This is a genomic window from Maribacter forsetii DSM 18668, from assembly GCF_000744105.1.
GTDB classification, from domain to species: Bacteria; Bacteroidota; Bacteroidia; order Flavobacteriales; family Flavobacteriaceae; genus Maribacter; species Maribacter forsetii.
The window spans coordinates 3,156,328-3,175,064 of sequence record NZ_JQLH01000001.1 but is presented as its reverse complement, the minus strand read 5'-3'; the positions used below and the strand labels follow the sequence as shown (position 1 = coordinate 3,175,064).

Sequence of the window (18,737 nt, the reverse complement as noted above, 5' to 3'; positions counted from 1 at the left end):
AGTCAAACTTACTTTTTTGCTTTAGTGCTCCTAAAACCCCTTGTATTGGTATAATAGGTGATAATTTATAGAAGTTGAACAATAAGAGATACACGTTTTGTTCAATAAAGAATAAACTTGTATAAATCAATAATCAACAACTTATAACTCGTTCTTACCTATGTGGAATTTTTTATCGAACACCTCAATTTTCAAGTCCATAGTTGGTGCATTTTTGCTGATGCAAATAGCATGCGCTCCAAATAATGAAAAAAATATAGATGCAGAAGTGGTCATTTATGGTGGCACATCTGCCGCCATTGCTACAGCGGTGCAATTGGCAAGAATGGATAAATCGGTCATTATTGTTTGTCCGGAAACCCATATTGGCGGACTCTCATCTAGCGGATTGGGATTCACCGATTTGGGTAATAAAGAAGTTATTGGTGGTATTTCAAAAGAGTTTTATCAAGAAGTATACAAGCACTACCAAAATGAAGTAGCTTGGAACTGGCAACCAAGGGAAGAGTATGGTAACGAGGGGCAAGGTACTACTGCTATAGATGATAAACTCAAGACCATGTGGACATTTGAGCCCCATGTTGCAGAACAAATCTTTGAGCAATTTGTAAAGGAGCATAACATTACCATACATCGTGATAAATGGCTCGATAGGGAAAAAGGGGTAGAAGTAGATAACGGCGTTATCAAATCTATCACCATGTTAGACGGGGAGAATTATAAAGCCAATATATTCGTTGATGCCACCTACGAAGGAGATTTAATGGCAGCCGCAGGTGTCAATTATCATGTAGGTAGGGAAGCTAATAGTGTATATGGTGAAGAATGGAACGGCGTACAAAAAGGCATTTATCACCATAGCCACAACTTTCAACAGTTGAATATTAGTCCGTATGTAATACCTGGCGATTCCACCAGCGGTGTGCTTCCAAGAATATCAACAGCGCCACCTGGTGAAAATGGTTCGGGTGATAAAGGTGTGCAGGCATATAACTATAGATTATGTACCACCAATGCAGAAGGTAATGTGGTACCTTTTGAAAAACCAGAAAATTATGACCCAGCACAATATGAGTTATTGAGAAGGGTATTTGAAGGTGGTAGATATTCCATGTTCGGTGGAGGAAAGATTCCCAATAAAAAGCGCGATGTCAATAACGTAGGACCGTTCAGCTCTGATAACATTGGGAAGAACTACGATTACCCTGAAGCATCGTACGAAAAGCGAAAAGAGATTTTACAAGAGCATATAGACTACCACAAAGGTTTGCTTTATTTCTGGGGTCATGATGAAAGCGTACCTGAGCGGTTTAGAACTAGCATTAAAAAGTGGGGACTTGCCAAAGACGAGTTTGTGGATAACGGTCACTGGCCTTATCAAATTTATGTTCGCGAAGCTAGAAGAATGATCGGGGAATTTGTAATGACAGATAATGAGATCCTAGGTAAAAAGAAAGTGCAGAAACCAATAGGTATGGGTTCTTACGCCATGGATTCCCATAATGTTCAACGCTATATCACCAAAGAAGGTTATGTACAAAATGAAGGTGATCTAGGAATAGAACCAGACGCTCCATATCAAATACATTTAGGAACAATCTTACCAAAGCAAGATGAATGTAAAAATTTATTGGTTCCTGCTGCGGTCTCTGGTTCGCACATTGCATTTGGTTCTATAAGAATGGAGCCTGTGTTTATGATTTTGGGTCAAAGTGCAGGTACACTTGCCGCGATGGCGATAGACGAGGAGAAAAATATTCATGATGTTGACTATACGGCTTTAAAGGAGCAGTTGCTTAAAGACGACCAAGTGTTAGAGTATAATAAACAACTAGTTGAAGAGTCTAAATGAGAATAACCAGAAATCATATCATTTTCATCGCATTATTTGTTGCAACTTCATTATCAACCTATGCTCAAGTAATAAATGCCGGTGTGGGCGGTAATACCACGGTACAACTTTTAGAAAGATTGCATGATGATGTTTTGGAAAAAAAACCAGATTTGGTAATAGTAATGGTCGGTACCAATGATATGCTGAATTCTAGAAAGTTGGTTTCATATCGTGCATATGAAGATAATTTAGAGCATATCGTAAAAAGCATAAAGCAAACGCATAGTAAAGTAGTGCTTATGACTTCACCTCCGGCAGATTCCGTGTATTTGTTTAAAAGGCATGATAAAAAGTTGTTTAATGAAGCACCCAACGTAAAATTAGATAGAGCAAGAAATAGTGTGTCTCGTGTAGCAAAGAAATTGTCGGTGCATTATTTGGATTTATTTCAGATTTTTAAAGATATGGATTTGCCAAAACACAACAGCGATTTATTTTTTAAGAATATAAGCAATAGTGGTGCCGCGGACGGAGTGCATCCTACGGCGTTGGGCTATCGGTTTATTGGTGAACTGGTATTGCGCTATTTAAAGGAAAACCAGCTACTGGAAAAGTCTCAGAAAATCATTTGTCTAGGCGATTCTATAACCTATGGCAGTGGTATGCAAGGCAGGGGAACTTCTACGGGAGATACCTATCCCGCAGTACTTCAAAATTTTATAAAAGAATACAACAGTGTAAATAGAACAACCAAGAACTGAAAAAACTAAACAATGAGAAATCACCGATTATTACTTATCTGCGTCACACTAATCGTAAATGTGGGTATCTCCAATGGACAAAATCAAAAGAGGATAGAGGACGGTTTTGAACAATTGTTCAATGGTAAAAATTTTGATGGTTGGCATCTGAAACTGAGGAATGGAGATACTGCTAAGGCGAAAGAAGTATATGCTATTGAAGATGGCATGGTGCATGTTTTTAAGCACATGCCAGATAGTTTAAATTTAAATACTGGTGAAAATGGCACTCACGGCCTATTCTATACCAATAAGAAATATAGTAAGTACATACTTCGATTCGAATATAAATGGGGAGAGAAAATAACCAATAATTTTGATGAATGGCAGTATGATGCGGGCTGCTATTACCATGTGTTCGATGACAAGGTGTGGCCTAAAGGTCTAGAATATCAAGTACGTTACAATCACATTACCGATAGAAACCATACAGGCGATTTTTGGGGTGCAGGTGTAAGTTTAAATTGGACAGCTACAGCAGATGGCAAAACATTTTTATTACCTAAAGATGGTGGTAAAGAGATGCCTAACATGAAGAATGAAATTTATGGGTATGCATCTCCCAAATACAATGCCCTGAATGGAGAATGGAACCAGTGCGAAATTATTGTAATGGGCAATGCATATACCATTCATAAGCTAAACGGTGAAATTGTAAATATGGGTACGAATCTGTCGGTGGGTGAAGGTATCATCGGTTTTCAATCAGAAACGGCAGAAATTTATTATCGTAACATAGAAATTAAAGAATTTGATAAGGTTGTTCCCATGAAAAAGTTTCTAAATTAAGAGAATGCCCATTAAAGTGAATAATTTATATAGAATGAACTATAAATTATAACATATGTCTATAGTAAAAAATACTTTCGATATAAGACCGAAAATATAGTAGAACTAATAGAAGCGGTGAGTATAACTGGTGTGCAAGTCTGGATAAAATTAAATGAATTCAAAAAATGAATAAAGGCAGAATTTTTTGCAACGTTATCGTAGTCTTTTTAGTTGCGATTGTTGGTTTTAGTTGTAAGGATAAAGAGAGGAATCAACCGTTTGAGGTAAAAAAGAAGCCGAACTTTTTATTCGTATTGGTGGATGATCAGTCACCATTCGATTTTAAATTTTACGATTCCACTTCTACTTTAGATGCCCCTACGATAACTCAATTGGCAAAAGATGGTTTGGTAGTGGACGATGCAAGGCATATGGGGGCAATGGTAGGTGCGGTATGTACACCATCAAGACATATGATCATGAGCGGTAGAACGGTGTGGAGCCTCCCATCAATGCAAGGGTATATTAACCCAAACGAACCCAAAAATTTAGAGGAGAATACTATTGGCGCTATTTTCAATAGGGCAGGGTACAGCACCATGCGCACATGTAAAAAGGGAAATTCATACCCAAAGGCGAACAAACAATTTACCGTGGTGAAAGATGCTACAAAACGAGGTGGCACTGACGAATCTGGTAGTGCTTGGCACGCTAATCAGGTATTGACCTATTTAGAAGATAGAGATTCAACAGCCGATAAAAATCCGTTTTTCATTTATTTTGGTCTATCGCATCCGCATGATGTAAGAGATGGCACTCCGGAATTGTTGGCGAAATATGGAGCAACAAATCATACCGATAAAAATAATCTTCCAGCAGCCAATGAAAAACAACCCCCGTTACCCGATAATTATTTGGACGGTCACCCTTTTCATCATGGTCATTTAGAATTGAGGGATGAAGAAAATGTAAGCGGTGTTTGGAAAAACAGGGATGAACAAACCGTTAGAAACGAAATAGGAAGAGAATATGCATGCTCAGAAAATATTGATATTCAACTGAATAAAGTCTTGAGAAAATTAGAGGCAATGGGCGAATTGGATAATACCTATATCATCTATACCTCTGATCATGGAATTGCGGTAGGCCGGCATGGTTTAATGGGGAAACAGAATTTATATGAACATACTTGGAGGGTGCCCTTAATTGTAAAAGGTCCTGGTATTAAGGCGAACCAACGAGTTAAGGGCAATATTTATTTAACCGATATTTTACCTACATTATGTGATTTGGCTGACATAGATATACCGGAAACAGTACAGAGCAAAAGCTTTAAACCTGTACTTATGGGTGAACAAGATAGTATTAGAGATGTAATGTATGGCGTTTATGCGGGTGGTTCAACACCCGGCATGCGCACCGTAAAAAAAGGAGATTGGAAATTGATTAAGTATGATGTTTTAGACGGTAAGGTTCGTGAGACACAATTATTCAATCTGGCGGAAAATCCTAATGAATATATTGCAGAACATTGTAAACCCAAAGAAATGCAAAATGACTTGGCAGAAAACCCAAAATACGCAGCTAAGTTGGCAGAAATGGAGAATTTACTTTTAGAGGAAATGGAAACTTACGGAGACCCATTTAGGTTATGGGATCAAGAAACTAAATAAGAATACACGATGATTTTAAAGAACACACGTAATACCACAATATTAATGCTACTATTTTTTAGTGTAGTAATAAGTAGGGCACAACAAGATAAAAAGACAGAACAGCCTAATATTATTATTTTTTTGTGCGATGATCTAGGTTACGGAGATCTATCGTCCTATGGTCATCCATTTATAAAAACACCGAATATTGATAAATTGGCGACCACGGGAATTAAAATGACCAATTATTATGCTGCCGCACCGGTATGTTCTCCTTCACGTGTAGGGTTGTTAACAGGACGTAGTCCCAATAGAGCAGGGGTGTACGACTTTATACCGGGGCCAAAGAAAAGTGAGGATTTAAGGGATAAGGTACACTTGCAAGAAGGGGAGGAAACCATACCGGCTATGCTTAAAACAGTGGGTTATGAAACCGCATTGGTCGGTAAATGGCATTGTAGTTCTTTGTTCAATAACCCGGCACAACCACAACCGGATTATTTTGGGTTTGACCATTGGTATGCAACACACAACAATGCATCGCCCAGTCATCAAAACCCAAAGAATTTTGTTCGTAACGGAGAGAAAGTAGGGCAACAAGAAGGGTTCAGTTGTCAATTGGTGGTAGATGAAGCCATGAGCTGGTTAGATCACAGAACGGGAGACAATCCGTTTTATTTACAAGTCACATTTCATGAACCTCACGAACCGGTAGCTTCACCAGAAGATTTGGTACAAGAGTATTTGCCATATTCCAATGGTCGTGCAGAAGCCGAGTTTTTTGCAAATGTTGCCAATGTAGATAAGGCAGTGGGTAGATTATTGGCATACTTGGAAGAAAAAGGAACAGATAACACCTTGGTAATTTTCACTTCGGATAACGGACCCGAAACTTTTACACGGTATTCTGGTGCAAAACGAACTTTTGGGCAGACAGGAGGATTAAAAGGAAGAAAATTATGGACAACCGAAGCAGGTATACGTGTACCGGGAATTATAAATTGGATAGGGAAACCAATGTATACCGGTACTACAGATGCCGTTGTTTCCGCATTGGATTTTCTGCCGACGCTATCTGAGCTTACGGGGGCAAAACTACCTAAAAAAGAGTTGGATGGGGAGTCGGTTCTATCCTTGATAAAAACAGGAGAATTCGAAAGAAATAAACCATTGGTTTGGGGCTTTTATAATGCTCTAAACCAACATAAAGTCGCTATGAGATATGGCGATTATAAAATATTGGCTCGTTTAAAAAATAATGGGGAATATCTTCCACAGATAATGAATGTTTACGATGGTAATGAAGCGTTGATTAAAAAAAGTGAACTAACGGACTTTGAATTGTATAATCTAATGGAAGATAAAATGGAGTCCGTAAATCTGATAGAAACAGAGCCGGAGAAATTTGCTGAAATGAAAAAATTACTTCATGTCGGGTATGGTAAATTATTGGATGGTAGTCACATATGGAAAAATGAAGCCAAGTAATTAATACGAATCAAGAATTGTATATGATGAAATATTGGAGGGCTAGCGGTATAATTTTTCGAGTAATAAATGTGGTTGTTTTTTTGATAGGCTGTGAAAATCAAGTAGAACCAATACTTGTTTCACCAGATCATAAGTTGACCGTACAGCTTTTCAACACCAAGTCTAATCTGCAGTTCTCATTTATGCATGATACAGATACAATTTTCTCTTCGTCATCTATTGGATTAGAGTTAGAGGAGATTGATTTAACGAAAAATGTGCATATTGGTGAAGTAGCTTATAAAAGCTATGATAATACCTGGTCTACCATAAATGGAAAGCAACCGACCGTAAAGAATAGCTATAATGAATACACATGTAAGGTAGTTTCAAACGCCAATAACAATGTTGGTTATAACATTCAGTTTAGAATGTATAATGACGGATTCGCATTTAGATATCAATTTCCGAAAATCTTAGGTGATAGTGTAACCATTCAACAAGAATTGACCAAGTTGAATATTACACGAAACTATACCTATTGGGCATACAATGGAGAACGCCATAATTTGGGTCCTGTTAGTAGTACCGAAGGGTTTCATAAAAAAGTGAGAACACCTATGGTAATTAAAACCAATACGGATAAATATATTGCGGCGTTAGAAGGTGCTATTGTCAACACGGCACCTATTACTTTTAATACATCAAACGATAATGGTGTATTATCGATAAATAACAAACCGGTACGCATTACTTCTGGATTTGAAACTTCGTGGAGAACTTTTATTGTTGGAGACAAGGCTGGGGGTTTGGTCTCATCAGATCTTTTGGTAAATCTAAATGAACCCAACAGAATAGAAGACAGCTCATGGATTAAACCGGGTAAAGCGCTGTGGGATTGGCGTGTGTGGGGTTATGCCACAAAAGATGGTTTTGAATATGGTGGTAATACCGTATCGCATAAACGAATGATCGATTTTGCCAGTCAAAATAGCATACAATATCTACTGGTCGATGCAGATTGGTATGGTTCTGAATTTAGCGAATCATCAGACCCAACCACGTCAAAAAGCGATATTGATATTGAAGAATGTATCGCCTATGGTAAAAAGAACAATGTGGGAATAATATTGTATTTGAACAATGTTGGAGCCAAAACTTACGGACTGGAGAATGTCATAAAGCAGTTTGCAGAATGGGGTGCTGTTGGTATCAAATATGGCTTTATGAAGGGAACGCCCAAACAGAAAGTTATAAATACTCAAAAGGTTGTTCAATTGTGTGCCAAGTATAAAATGATGGTTAATTTTCATGATAGTCCGGTAGCTCCAAGTGGCGATTATAGAACATGGCCTAATTTGATGTCTAAAGAATATGGTCATGCCCAGGCAGATGCTAAAAGGTCGTACTTTCCGGAAACTGCCGTAAATGCTACCTTAATTAATATGATTTCTGGACCGTTAGATTTAACCAATGGATATTTTGATTTAAATGAGGCGCATAAGCGTGATAAAGTATTTCAAGAATTACCGGGAACTGTGGTTGCAGAAGTGGCAAAACTAATTACGGTACATACTGGCTGGATGGTACTACCTGACAGCCCCGAAGCATATATGGCTAAAGAGGATCTATTCAATGCTATTAGACAAATGCCAGCACAATTCAATGGTTTTAAAGTCCTGGACGGTGAAATTGACGAATATGTGAGTATCGCTAGAAAAGCAGGTGAAAATTGGTTTGTAGGTTCTCTTACCAATCGGGAAAGTAGAGAGATAAATTTACCATTAGACTTTCTTGAGGAAGGTGAAAAATACAAAGCTACATTGTATGAAGACGCAAGTGATTCTCACTTTTTAGATAATAAGGAATCTTATATCATAAGTGTTACCGAGCTTACTAAGGAAAGTAAGTTAAAAATTAAAATGGCGCCCGGTGGAGGTCACGTACTACACCTTGAGAAAATTGATTAATTTTTAAAAACGATTATGAAAAATATAATAACAGTGGTTTTTGTTTTGCTACTTTTTGGTGGCCAATTTCTCATGGCGCAACAAAAGAATGTGCTTATAATTTGTATAGATGACCTAAGACCAGAATTAAATTCATTTGGAGTCGACTATATCCATTCGCCCAACATAGATAGTTTAGCGAGAATGGGGCGTGCGTTTACCAGACATTATGTAAACTCTCCTAGTTGCGGTCCATCACGTTATGCCTTTTTAACCGGACAATACGGATTGGAGTATAGGGGTGAATACAATCAGTCTTTATTTAAAAGGTCGGAAAGCTTTAAAGATAAAAATGCGAGTATAGCACCTAGTATGCCAGAATGGTTTCGAAATAATGGCTACACCACAGTTTCTGTGGGAAAGGTATCGCATCACCCTGGTGGTAGAGGTGGTGAGAATTGGGATGACAATAATATTCCAGAAATGCCAAATGCTTGGGATAATCATATCATGCCCGTGGCAGAATGGCAAAACCCAAAGGGAGCAATGCACGGCTTGGCATACGGTAAAGTACGTACGCCTAATACCAGAGATGTCATAGAAACTGTAGACGGTAATGATAAAAGTTATCCTGATGGTCACATTGCCGAAGAAGGTCTTCGACAATTAGATCAGTTGGCAAAAGCTGATCAACCATTCTTTTTGGCGATAGGGCTTATCAAACCTCATTTGCCATTTGGAGTTCCTAAAAAGTATTTGGATCTCTATGAGAATGTAGAAATTCCGCCAGCATCACATCCAGAAAAACCAAAGGGAAAAACGACTTGGCACGGCTCCGGAGAATTCATGAATTATAATAGGTGGAATAAAGACCCACGAAAGGATAAAGACTTCGCACTAGAACTTAAAAAGTATTACGCGGCATGTGTAAGCTATGCAGATAAGCATGTAGGTGATATTATGCAAAAACTAAAGGAAACCGGGGCAGATAAAAATACCATTGTAGTATTATGGGGAGATCACGGCTGGCATTTAGGGGAACACGCTATTTGGGGTAAGCATAGCCTGTTCGAAGAATCGCTGAAATCACCATTGATCATTTACGATCCGGCGATGGTAGAAAAAGGAAAAATGAGCGATGCCATAGTAGAATCGGTCGACGTGTTTCCAACCCTTTGCGGTTTAACCGGTTTGTCCACACCAAAATTTACAGAAGGCACTTCTTTGCAAACCTTGATAAATAATGTAAATGCCGAGGGGCATGAAGCTGTAGCTTTTAAATCGCACGCAACTACAATTAGAACAGAACGGTATCGGTTTACGCAACATAAAAGCGGAGTGGTTGAATTGTACGACCATAAAAATATATTGGCAGAACAAGTGAATATTGCAAACGATAATCCAAAACTAGTGGAAGAATTTAGAAGAAAGATATTGGTTAAAATGGGGGCTAAAGCTTTTACATTTTCAGAATAATCTTGAAATTTTTAACGATTCTAAGCCTTAACGGTTATTTATTAGGTATGCATAGCCCTTTTGCAATCTAATTTATATACATGGAGCATTAATTTATATGCTTTTACTATTAAAGATTTGATATTGGTGTATGAAATTAAATGAATCAACAAAATGCTAGATAAAGTAACTTTAAACGCTTTGTGTCAAAAATTAGAAGTGCTCTCCAATGTATGTAAGGGGCTGGTATTTTTTGCTATAATTTTTTCCGGTTCCGAATTACTGGCGCAGCAATTTAAAGTGTATGATGCTCCCAAGGGTATAGTTTTAGCTGAATCTTATAATGTATACGTTGAGGGTAAAGAAGTCCCAGTTTACAGAACAAAAATACCTCCATCTAAACCAGTGCCAAGATTAAACCCAATTCAAGGTAAATATGGTCAAGCTTCTGTAGCTTCTTTTGATATGAATGAAAGTGTTACGGTTTCCGTTGCTTATCATGAAAAAGTAGAAACGGTTAAAATTTTGCCTACTTCATATGGAATTGAGCCAACTTTTAAGGGTAGTACTATAGCTTTTGAAATGAATGAACCGGGTCATGTAACGGTTGAAATTAATGGCGAGTGGCAAGAATCTTTACACATTTTGGCTAACCCTTTCGAAGAAAATATTCCTGATGTAAACGACCCAAGTGTTATTTATTTTGGTCCGGGGGTGCACCATGTATCCCAGATAACGGTTAAAGATGGGCAGACCGTTTATATTGCAGGAGGAGCATATGTTTATTGTGTTCTTCCAACTAAGGAAGAAGAAATAGAAATTAGAGGGCATTTAAGAAAAAAACCATCATTTATTTTAGAAGGTAAAAATGTAAGCATTAGAGGACGCGGAATTATCGATCAAAGCAAAATTCCCAAAAAAGTAAGGCGTTACACCATTTTGGCGCAAAAAGCCGAAAAAGTAAAAATTGAGGGTGTAACCATTTTTGATCCTAGCCATTGGACAATTCCTATTCAAAGTAGTGACGATGTACATGTAGATAATATAAAAATTATTGGTTGGCGAGGTAATGCAGATGGTGTAGATATCACTAGCAGTAGGGATGTTTTGGTTGAAAATTGTTTTATGAGAACGTTTGATGATGCCGTCGTTATAAAATCTTTTGGTGGATACGGCGAGGTCAACAATATTCACACACGAAAATGTGTGGTCTGGAACGAATTGGCTCACTCTTTTAGTATTGGCGCAGAGGTTCACGAGAATATCAGCAATGTACTTTTTGAAAATTGTGACGTAATTCACGATGTTGGTAGAGAAACAGCTTTACGGGTATATCATTGTGATGATGCTGTAATAAGTGATATCACTTTTGATAATATTAGAATAGAGGAAGCCCGTAGATTAATATCTTGTTGGATAGGAAAAACAAGATGGACGGAAACCGAAGAACGCGGTCACATTAAAAATGTAATTTTTAAAAATATCACGGCAACTTCAGCTCCAATTGACACCACACTAACCGGTTTTCAAGACGGACCCGATTGGAAGCCGTATATCATTAAAGACCATGCGAGTATAGAGCTTATTGGGTTCGATAATGAACATATTGTTGAACAGGTGATATTTGACAATGTAATAATCGATGGTAAAAAAGTAGCAACTGACAATATCATTATGAATGATTTTGTCAAGGATGTTGAGGTTGAATAAAATTAGCATTCACAAGAAGGTTTATAAATTAACAACTAGTATGACTCATAAATTAAAATATTTTGCATTTATTCTTTTACTGCTTTTCAGTATGGCAATTTATGCACAAACAAAGGTGGAGACTTTAGCAGAATTAGTACCTTATTTATCACAGGACAATGCGAATGTGGTTTTAAAAGAAGGAACATATACCATTACGGTCAACAATATCAAAAACGGTACATTTAAATTTCATACTACAATCGATAATCATGAAGCTTTGGTGTTGTTGTTATTTAGCGGTAACAATAGCGTATATGATTTTACCGGTGTCACTGTCAATGTAGAAACAGAGGTGTTGACGGCGTTTAAAGAATATAATGAGTTTTATGAACTTCAGGTAGTTGGTAATAACAATGTTATCAAAAATTTGACTTTGGTAGATGTAGGTTCGGTATATGATCACCCTACAAGAAGAGCCTGTAATGTTGTTATGGATGGGGCAGGCAATAGAATTGAAGGTTTACATTTAAGTACTAAAGGATCTTATCCTTATGGATATGGAGAAACATTTGGTAAGGGAGGTAATAATGTGATAAATCATTTTAAACACTCCGCCTTTTTAATTCGTGGTTATAAAAATCATGCAAAAAACTGTACAATTATTCATAGGTCATATGGTCATGCAATGTTTATGCAAGCTGCAGATGAGCCTTTAATAGAAGGCTGTTATATAGAAGGTACTATGCGATCTACCGATGATATGCTAGCTGAAACCGGCACAGGTTCAGACGGTGACAAAGCAGGATTTATGACGTATTTTGGGTACAAATTGCCAGCAGGCTATATGATGAGTTTGGGCGAGGGTGGCATAAGAGCCTATAATGGTGGTGAAACTATTATTGACGGCGTAGTCTATAATCGCGGAACATCTAACCCTACCATCATCAATTGCACGGTAAAGAATATGAGAGCAGGGGTAACATTGACCCATGCAACGGGTAAAAAATATGTATCGGGGACGGCTACTATTGGTTGTGAAAGAGGATTTTGTATCGGTACTGGCGATATTGTAGATAGTTATGCAGATACCCAATATGGTCCTGCTCTAGGGGTAGATTATGTCAACGATAGCGGTACAAATGCAGATATTACATTACTGCCGTATGAAGGTAAATCATATAACGGTAGTGGTCATGCCGCTATAATTATAGGAAGCGATCATAAAATTACTCTTAGAAGCGCTGTGCCAAATCCTGATCAAAATTTAAAAATTCAAGTAGGTGGAGATAATAGAACTATTGGTCTATTGAAGCGCGATGAAAACTATCCCGCTTCCCATATTAAACTGAACAATTTAACGGAGTATCCGGTTGTTCTAGATGAAAATAGCAATAATACTACGGGTGTATCAGCCGGAAAAGTTAGCGATGACGGTCAAAATAATCATCTGTTTTATAAAGCGATGCACTAAAATTGGTTTACCCATCCGAAAAATAAATTAAAGAATAGAAACACTTATTAATCTATGTTTTTACAATCAATACTTAAACGTTCGAATAGAATATTTACATTTTTTATAGGATCCATAACAATATTATTTTTTTCATGTGAAGAAAAGAAGGAAATCACAACAGAGAAAGAAGCAAAGCCGAATGTTATTTTAATATTGGTAGATGATCAAGGTTATGGAGATATAGCGGCATTGGGTAATCCGTATATAAAAACGCCTAACATAGATAAACTACATGCAACAAGTGCCCGGTTTACAGATTATCATGTAAACCCCACCTGTGCGCCAACAAGGGCAGCATTGCTAACGGGTCATAACGCCAATAGAGCAGGAGTATGGCATACCATAAACGGTAGATCTTTATTGTTGGAGCGTGAAACAACTATGGCTGACATATTTAAGGAAAACGGCTATGCCACCTCAATATTCGGAAAATGGCATTTAGGCGATAACTATCCGTTTAGACCACAAGATAATGGCTTTGATGAGGTGCTTTCTCACGGTGGTGGCGGTATGGAGCAAACCATGGATTATTGGGATAATGACTATTTTGATGATATGTATGTGCATAACGGAGAGCTAAAAAGATTTGAAGGTTATAGTACCGATATCTGGTTCAATGAAGCCATTAAGCATATAGAGAAAAATAAAGACAAACCCTTCTTTTGTTACCTGCCTACAAATACGGCACATTCCCCATATTTTGTAGCTGATAAATATATAGAACCCTATAAGGATAATGAGGATATTCCCTTACCTGCTTTTTATGGCATGATCGCCAATATAGATGAGAATATAGGGAAGCTTGTAGACTATTTGGAAACCTCAGAACTTATGGATAATACCATTCTGATCTTTACCACAGATAACGGTACGGCTCAAGGAGCAAGAACGGAAGGGCATAGATTGGATGGTTTTATTAAAAAAGGATATAATGCAGGTATGCGTGGTGTGAAGGCAAGTAAGTATGAAGGCGGACACCGAGTTCCTTTATTTATTCATTGGAAGAATGGTGGAATTACAGTTGGTAAAGATATTGATGAGCTAACGGCACATTTTGATGTATTGCCTACCTTGGTAGAAATGTGCGATCTAGAAGTAGATACAGCTATATCTTTTGATGGAAAAAGTTTGCTGCCTTTGATCAATGACGAAAGTGAAGATTTTAAAGAGCGAATTGTTATTACTAATTCTCAACGTACCGAAAACCCAGAACCATGGCGAAGAACTTCTTTAATGCAAGGTAAATGGCGATTGGTAGATAGTACCGAGTTATATAATTTGGCTACAGACCCTGAGCAGCGAGATAATATAGCTTCCAAACATCCTGAGAAAATGGCGGAGTTTAAGAAAGCTTATGATCAGTGGTGGCAAGATTTGCTACCTGGGTATGATGATCTACCAAGAATTTATGTGGGTAACGAAAATGAAAATCCGGCAAAATTATATTGTCATGATTGGCATACTGACGGTGATAGTCCGTGGCACCAAAGACATATCAGAACTGGCTATATGGATAATGGGTATTGGGCAATTCATGTAGATGAACCAGGAACGTATTCTATAAAATTACGTAGATGGCCAGAAGAAACACAGTTAGCTTTAAATGCAACTGCAGCTGTAAGACCGGCAAAAGAAGGGACTAGTGTATCTGCAAGTAAGGCGGGTAAATCATTACCTATTACCAAGGCTAGATTAAAAGTACAGGAAACCGACAGTGAAATAGCGGTAGATCCTACACAAGAATATGCCGAATTTAAGGTGGAACTAACCAAGGGCGAGGCTAATTTACAAACCTGGTTTACTTTAAAGAACGAAAAAACCTTAGGGGCATATTTTGTAAGTGTGGAGAAAATGGAATAAGCTAAATGACTGGTTTTTAGGGTTTAATTTTATCGTGATTCATAATTTATCGATTATGAACGATGAGTTATATGTAAATGGGTGTTAAATTACCATATTGCATAAGATCAATTAACCAATCTAAAAGAGGTACATGAATTTAAGGAACATTCCATATTGTAAAACGGTAATATTGGTGCTGTTTACTGTACTGTTCAATTATGGGTGTGCCCAAACTTCTAAAGTTCTTTCTCTGAATGATACTTTAGAGGTACGTTCTATTTTACTTCATGAAGAGAATTTTAATGATGATTTAAGCTCTTGGCAGGTGGAGCAGATGCCTGGTGGAATTTCTGAAATTAAAAACAGCAAGCTTGAAATTGATGATGCCTCAGGGTGTACAATTTGGTATAAAAAGGAGTTGTCAGGTCCAATAATGATCGAGTACGATACCTACATCATTTCTGATGGAGGAAAGAATGACCGAGTGTCTGATATGAATTGTTTTTGGATGGCTACGGATATGGAACATCCTGATGATTTATTTAAGAACTCTGCAAAGCGTCATGGTAAATTTTCCAACTATGATGGTCTGCGCTTATATTATATGGGCGTCGGTGGTCATGATAATTCTAAAACCAGATTTAGACGCTATGTTGGCAATGGAGACCGACCCTTATTGGACGAACATGATTTCTCTAAATCAGAATTTTTGTTGCAGCCCAATACAACTTATCATATTAGAATCATCGCCTATAATAATGTAATTCAATATTATAGAAACGGAGTGAAAATGATCGATTTATATGATGCCGATCCATATACGAAAGGTCATTTCGGTTTTAGAACTGTGAAAAATCACATGACAATAGATAACTTTAAAGTGTACAGATTAAAACAATAATAAAATATAATTAAATGTCTACAACCTATCAAACAAGATATGCTTCTAGTCCTGAAGCAGTTAAAAAATATGATACCACAGCTTTAAGAGATGAATTTCTGATTGATGACCTTATGAAAAAGGGTGAGATCAATTTAACATATACTCATTATGACCGCTATATAGCGGGCTCTGCGGTACCAGAATCTGATTTGAAATTAGAAACTATTGACCCGTTAAAGGCTGAATTTTTCTTGGAAAGAAGAGAAATGGGTATTATTAATGTAGGAGAATCGGGTGCAGTTGAGGTAGATGGTACCACGTATAGCTTAGGACATAAGGATGCTTTGTATATTGGTATGGGAGCAAAAGAAGTCGTTTTTAAAAGTGACGACCCTAAAAAACCGGCAAAGTTTTATATCAATTCGGCACCGGCGCATACCAACTATCCTACGAAAAAGGTAAGCTTAGAAGAAGCTAACAAATTAGAATTGGGTTCACTAGAGACGGCAAATCATAGAACGGTTAGTCAAATGATCATTGGAGGTGTGGTTACTACTTGTCAATTGCAAATGGGAATGACCAAGTTAAAAACCGGAAGTGTTTGGAATACCATGCCGGCACACGTACATGATCGTAGAATGGAAGTATACTTTTATTTAGATGTGCCAGAGGGTCAGGCAGTGTGTCATTTTATGGGGCAACCACAAGAAACACGACATATATGGATGCATAACCACCAAGCCGTAATTTCACCACCATGGTCTATTCACTGTGGATCAGGTACTTCTAATTATACATTTATATGGGGTATGGCGGGTGAGAATTTAGATTATAGCGATATGGATGTTGCGGCAATAACAGATTTAAAATAAAAGTATGTCTACTGAACTATTTAATTTAAAAGGAAAAGTTGCTTTAGTAACGGGTAGCACGCATGGTCTTGGTATGGCAATGGCGAAAGGCTTAGGATTGGCAGGTGCAAAGCTGATTGTTAATGGTAATTCGTCTCAATCTAAAATTGATGATGCAGTTGCATTTTATAAGTCTTTAGGTATTGAAGCTTACGGATTCAAATTTAATGTCACCGATGATGCTGCCGTTATAAAAGCCGTAAACGATATACAAGCAACAGTGGGTTCTATTGATATTTTAGTAAATAATGCTGGAATTATTAAAAGAACACCATTGGAAGAAATGGAAGTCGAAGACTTTAAAGAAGTAATCAATGTTGATTTGGTGAGTCCGTTCATTGTATCTAAACACGTGGTGAAAACCATGATTGCGAAGAAGCAAGGTAAGATTATCAATATTTGCTCAATGATGAGTGAGTTGGGTAGAAATACTGTTGGTGCTTATGCTGCCGCAAAAGGCGGTTTAAAAATGCTGACACAAAATATGGCTACAGAATGGGCTAAGCATAATATTCAAGTAAACGGTATTGGTCCGGGATATTTTGCTACGAGTCAAACTGCACCGATTCGGGTTGATGGTCACCCGTTCAATGAGTTTATTTTGAATAGAACACCAGCCGCAAAATGGGGAGATCCAGATGATTTATCGGGTGCCGCTATATTTTTATCATCTAAAGCGAGCGATTTTGTAAACGGACATATTTTATACGTTGATGGTGGTATTTTGGCAACCATTGGTAAACCAAGTAATGAAAACTAAAATTAGTATGAACCAGATTCATTTAAAATACTGTGCAGCAATTGTAACCTTATTGTTGGTAAGCTGCGGTAGTGAAAAAAAACCGCTAGAAATTGAGGTTGTTAATAGTTTAGATGTTGATCGTTCTTTTGAGACTGTAGAAGTTGATTTAGATCTTTTGAAATCTAGCGAAACTTTAAAACTTGTATCTGGTAAATCTTATCAAATAAATGAAGTAGGAAGTGATGTAGAGTTGGTTTCGCAATTAAGTGATAATGATGGTGATGGTACTGCAGATGTACTTTTGTTTCAACCAGAAATAGCAGCAAATTCAAGTAAGTTATTTAACATATCGCTAAAAGATAGCGAAGCTCAGACAGATGAAATACCAACATGTTATTCAAGATTTGTACCAGAGCGTACCGATGATTACGCTTGGGAAAATGATAGGGTAGCTTTTAGAACTTATGGACCTGTTGCGCAAAAAATGATAGAGGATAGTATCCCTGGAGGTACACTTTCAAGCGGAATGGATGCGTGGTTGAAAAGAGTAGATTATCCTATAATTAATAAGTGGTATAAGAAAGAATTGGAGACAGATGGTTCTTACCACGAAGATGATGGCGAAGGCTTAGATAATTTTCATGTAGGTACCAGTAGAGGAGTTGGCGGTATAGCGGTTAAAGTAGATACCACGTATCGGTTTTCTAAAAACTTTACCGAATATAAAACCATCGAAACCGGACCTTTACGAACAAGTTTTTGGATTACCTATGCACCTTGGAAAGCAGGCGATAAAAACGTTGTTGAGAAGAAATTTATTTCTTTGGATAAAGGCAGTAACCTTACTAAATTCAGGGTAGAGGTTGAAGGTTCTGATACGCTGTCTGTAGGACTTACATTGCATGAGAAAGATGGTGAAGTAACTACCAAGGTCGAAGAAGGTTGGGTAAGTTATTGGGAACCTTATTTTGGTTCTGACTTAGGTACCGGTATTGTAGCCCCATCGAACACGTTGTTGGGCTATGATAAATATGTAACCGATGCAAAAGACTTAAGCAATCTGTATGCACAACTAAAAGTTGATGATGGTGTAGTTGTTTATTACACCGGATTTGGTTGGAAAAAAAGTAAGCAATTCAACACCAAAGTAGAGTGGAACAACTATTTAAAGCAGTTTGCTGAAAAAATAAATGCACCTTTAGAAGTGAGGGTGAAGTAAT

The 18,737-nt window shown here is 37.5% G+C and carries 14 protein-coding genes; all 14 read left to right on the top strand.

The features are described 5' to 3' along the window. Nucleotides 1–160 precede the first annotated feature (160 nt). The 14 genes from P177_RS13675 to P177_RS13610 all read left to right on the top strand — a co-directional run bounded on the left by P177_RS13675 (nucleotide 161) and on the right by P177_RS13610 (nucleotide 18,736). The gene (locus tag P177_RS13675) at nucleotides 161–1,852 is read left to right on the top strand and encodes an FAD-dependent oxidoreductase (protein ID WP_084684695.1); all 1,692 of its coding nucleotides are present in this window, start codon (nucleotides 161–163) and stop codon (nucleotides 1,850–1,852) included. Beyond that, nucleotides 1,849–2,595, top strand: coding sequence for an SGNH/GDSL hydrolase family protein (locus tag P177_RS13670; RefSeq protein WP_051941849.1), 747 nt, complete (start codon nucleotides 1,849–1,851; stop codon nucleotides 2,593–2,595). The genes P177_RS13675 and P177_RS13670 overlap by 4 nt, the downstream gene beginning before the upstream one ends. 12 nt (nucleotides 2,596–2,607) lie before the next feature. Then, nucleotides 2,608–3,423, top strand: coding sequence for a 3-keto-disaccharide hydrolase (locus P177_RS13665; protein WP_084684694.1), 816 nt, complete (start codon nucleotides 2,608–2,610; stop codon nucleotides 3,421–3,423). Nucleotides 3,424–3,590: 167 nt separating this feature from the next. Next, nucleotides 3,591–5,078, top strand: coding sequence for a sulfatase-like hydrolase/transferase (locus tag P177_RS13660; protein WP_036155601.1), 1,488 nt, complete (start codon nucleotides 3,591–3,593; stop codon nucleotides 5,076–5,078). Nucleotides 5,079–5,123: 45 nt separating this feature from the next. Further along, entirely contained in the window at nucleotides 5,124–6,548 is a 1,425-nt protein-coding gene (locus tag P177_RS13655) for a sulfatase-like hydrolase/transferase (protein ID WP_209435191.1), read from the top strand. A gap of 23 nt (nucleotides 6,549–6,571) precedes the next feature. Continuing rightward, nucleotides 6,572–8,500: a glycoside hydrolase family 97 protein gene (locus P177_RS20275; protein WP_051941848.1), complete on the top strand. Its 1,929-nt coding sequence runs from the start codon at nucleotides 6,572–6,574 to the stop codon at nucleotides 8,498–8,500. A gap of 15 nt (nucleotides 8,501–8,515) precedes the next feature. After that, complete coding sequence (locus P177_RS13645) at nucleotides 8,516–9,955, top strand: sulfatase (RefSeq protein ID WP_036155597.1); 1,440 nt, start codon at nucleotides 8,516–8,518, stop codon at nucleotides 9,953–9,955. 153 nt (nucleotides 9,956–10,108) lie between these two features. Then, entirely contained in the window at nucleotides 10,109–11,644 is a 1,536-nt protein-coding gene (locus tag P177_RS13640; RefSeq protein WP_051941847.1) for a glycosyl hydrolase family 28 protein, read from the top strand. 40 nt (nucleotides 11,645–11,684) lie between these two features. Then, a complete protein-coding gene (locus tag P177_RS13635) occupies nucleotides 11,685–13,097 on the top strand; it encodes a hypothetical protein (RefSeq protein ID WP_157486572.1) in 1,413 nt (470 codons plus the stop codon). Between the two features lie 54 nt (nucleotides 13,098–13,151). After that, nucleotides 13,152–14,999 (top strand): arylsulfatase, encoded by a 1,848-nt coding sequence (locus P177_RS13630; RefSeq protein ID WP_084684693.1) that lies wholly within the window; start codon nucleotides 13,152–13,154, stop codon nucleotides 14,997–14,999. 133 nt (nucleotides 15,000–15,132) lie between these two features. Continuing rightward, nucleotides 15,133–15,882 (top strand): DUF6250 domain-containing protein, encoded by a 750-nt coding sequence (locus P177_RS13625; RefSeq protein ID WP_051941846.1) that lies wholly within the window; start codon nucleotides 15,133–15,135, stop codon nucleotides 15,880–15,882. 14 nt (nucleotides 15,883–15,896) lie between these two features. Further along, nucleotides 15,897–16,736, top strand: a complete 840-nt coding sequence (gene kduI / locus P177_RS13620) for a 5-dehydro-4-deoxy-D-glucuronate isomerase (protein WP_036155594.1) — start codon at nucleotides 15,897–15,899, stop codon at nucleotides 16,734–16,736. A gap of 4 nt (nucleotides 16,737–16,740) precedes the next feature. After that, nucleotides 16,741–17,535, top strand: a complete 795-nt coding sequence (locus P177_RS13615) for a gluconate 5-dehydrogenase (protein ID WP_036155592.1) — start codon at nucleotides 16,741–16,743, stop codon at nucleotides 17,533–17,535. 7 nt (nucleotides 17,536–17,542) lie between these two features. Then, nucleotides 17,543–18,736, top strand: a complete 1,194-nt coding sequence (locus tag P177_RS13610) for a DUF4861 family protein (RefSeq protein ID WP_036158434.1) — start codon at nucleotides 17,543–17,545, stop codon at nucleotides 18,734–18,736. Nucleotide 18,737 lies beyond the last annotated feature (1 nt).

Coding starts and splice junctions, on each gene's coding strand:
- P177_RS13635 (WP_157486572.1), top strand. CDS start 11,685: ATGACTCATAAATTAAAATATTTTGCATTTATTCTTTTACTGCTTTTC.
- P177_RS13615 (WP_036155592.1), top strand. CDS start 16,741: ATGTCTACTGAACTATTTAATTTAAAAGGAAAAGTTGCTTTAGTAACG.
- kduI (WP_036155594.1), top strand. CDS start 15,897: ATGTCTACAACCTATCAAACAAGATATGCTTCTAGTCCTGAAGCAGTT.
- P177_RS13610 (WP_036158434.1), top strand. CDS start 17,543: ATGAACCAGATTCATTTAAAATACTGTGCAGCAATTGTAACCTTATTG.
- P177_RS13645 (WP_036155597.1), top strand. CDS start 8,516: ATGAAAAATATAATAACAGTGGTTTTTGTTTTGCTACTTTTTGGTGGC.
- P177_RS13625 (WP_051941846.1), top strand. CDS start 15,133: ATGAATTTAAGGAACATTCCATATTGTAAAACGGTAATATTGGTGCTG.
- P177_RS13640 (WP_051941847.1), top strand. CDS start 10,109: ATGCTAGATAAAGTAACTTTAAACGCTTTGTGTCAAAAATTAGAAGTG.
- P177_RS20275 (WP_051941848.1), top strand. CDS start 6,572: ATGATGAAATATTGGAGGGCTAGCGGTATAATTTTTCGAGTAATAAAT.
- P177_RS13670 (WP_051941849.1), top strand. CDS start 1,849: ATGAGAATAACCAGAAATCATATCATTTTCATCGCATTATTTGTTGCA.
- P177_RS13675 (WP_084684695.1), top strand. CDS start 161: ATGTGGAATTTTTTATCGAACACCTCAATTTTCAAGTCCATAGTTGGT.
- P177_RS13655 (WP_209435191.1), top strand. CDS start 5,124: ATGCTACTATTTTTTAGTGTAGTAATAAGTAGGGCACAACAAGATAAA.
- P177_RS13630 (WP_084684693.1), top strand. CDS start 13,152: ATGTTTTTACAATCAATACTTAAACGTTCGAATAGAATATTTACATTT.
- P177_RS13665 (WP_084684694.1), top strand. CDS start 2,608: ATGAGAAATCACCGATTATTACTTATCTGCGTCACACTAATCGTAAAT.
- P177_RS13660 (WP_036155601.1), top strand. CDS start 3,591: ATGAATAAAGGCAGAATTTTTTGCAACGTTATCGTAGTCTTTTTAGTT.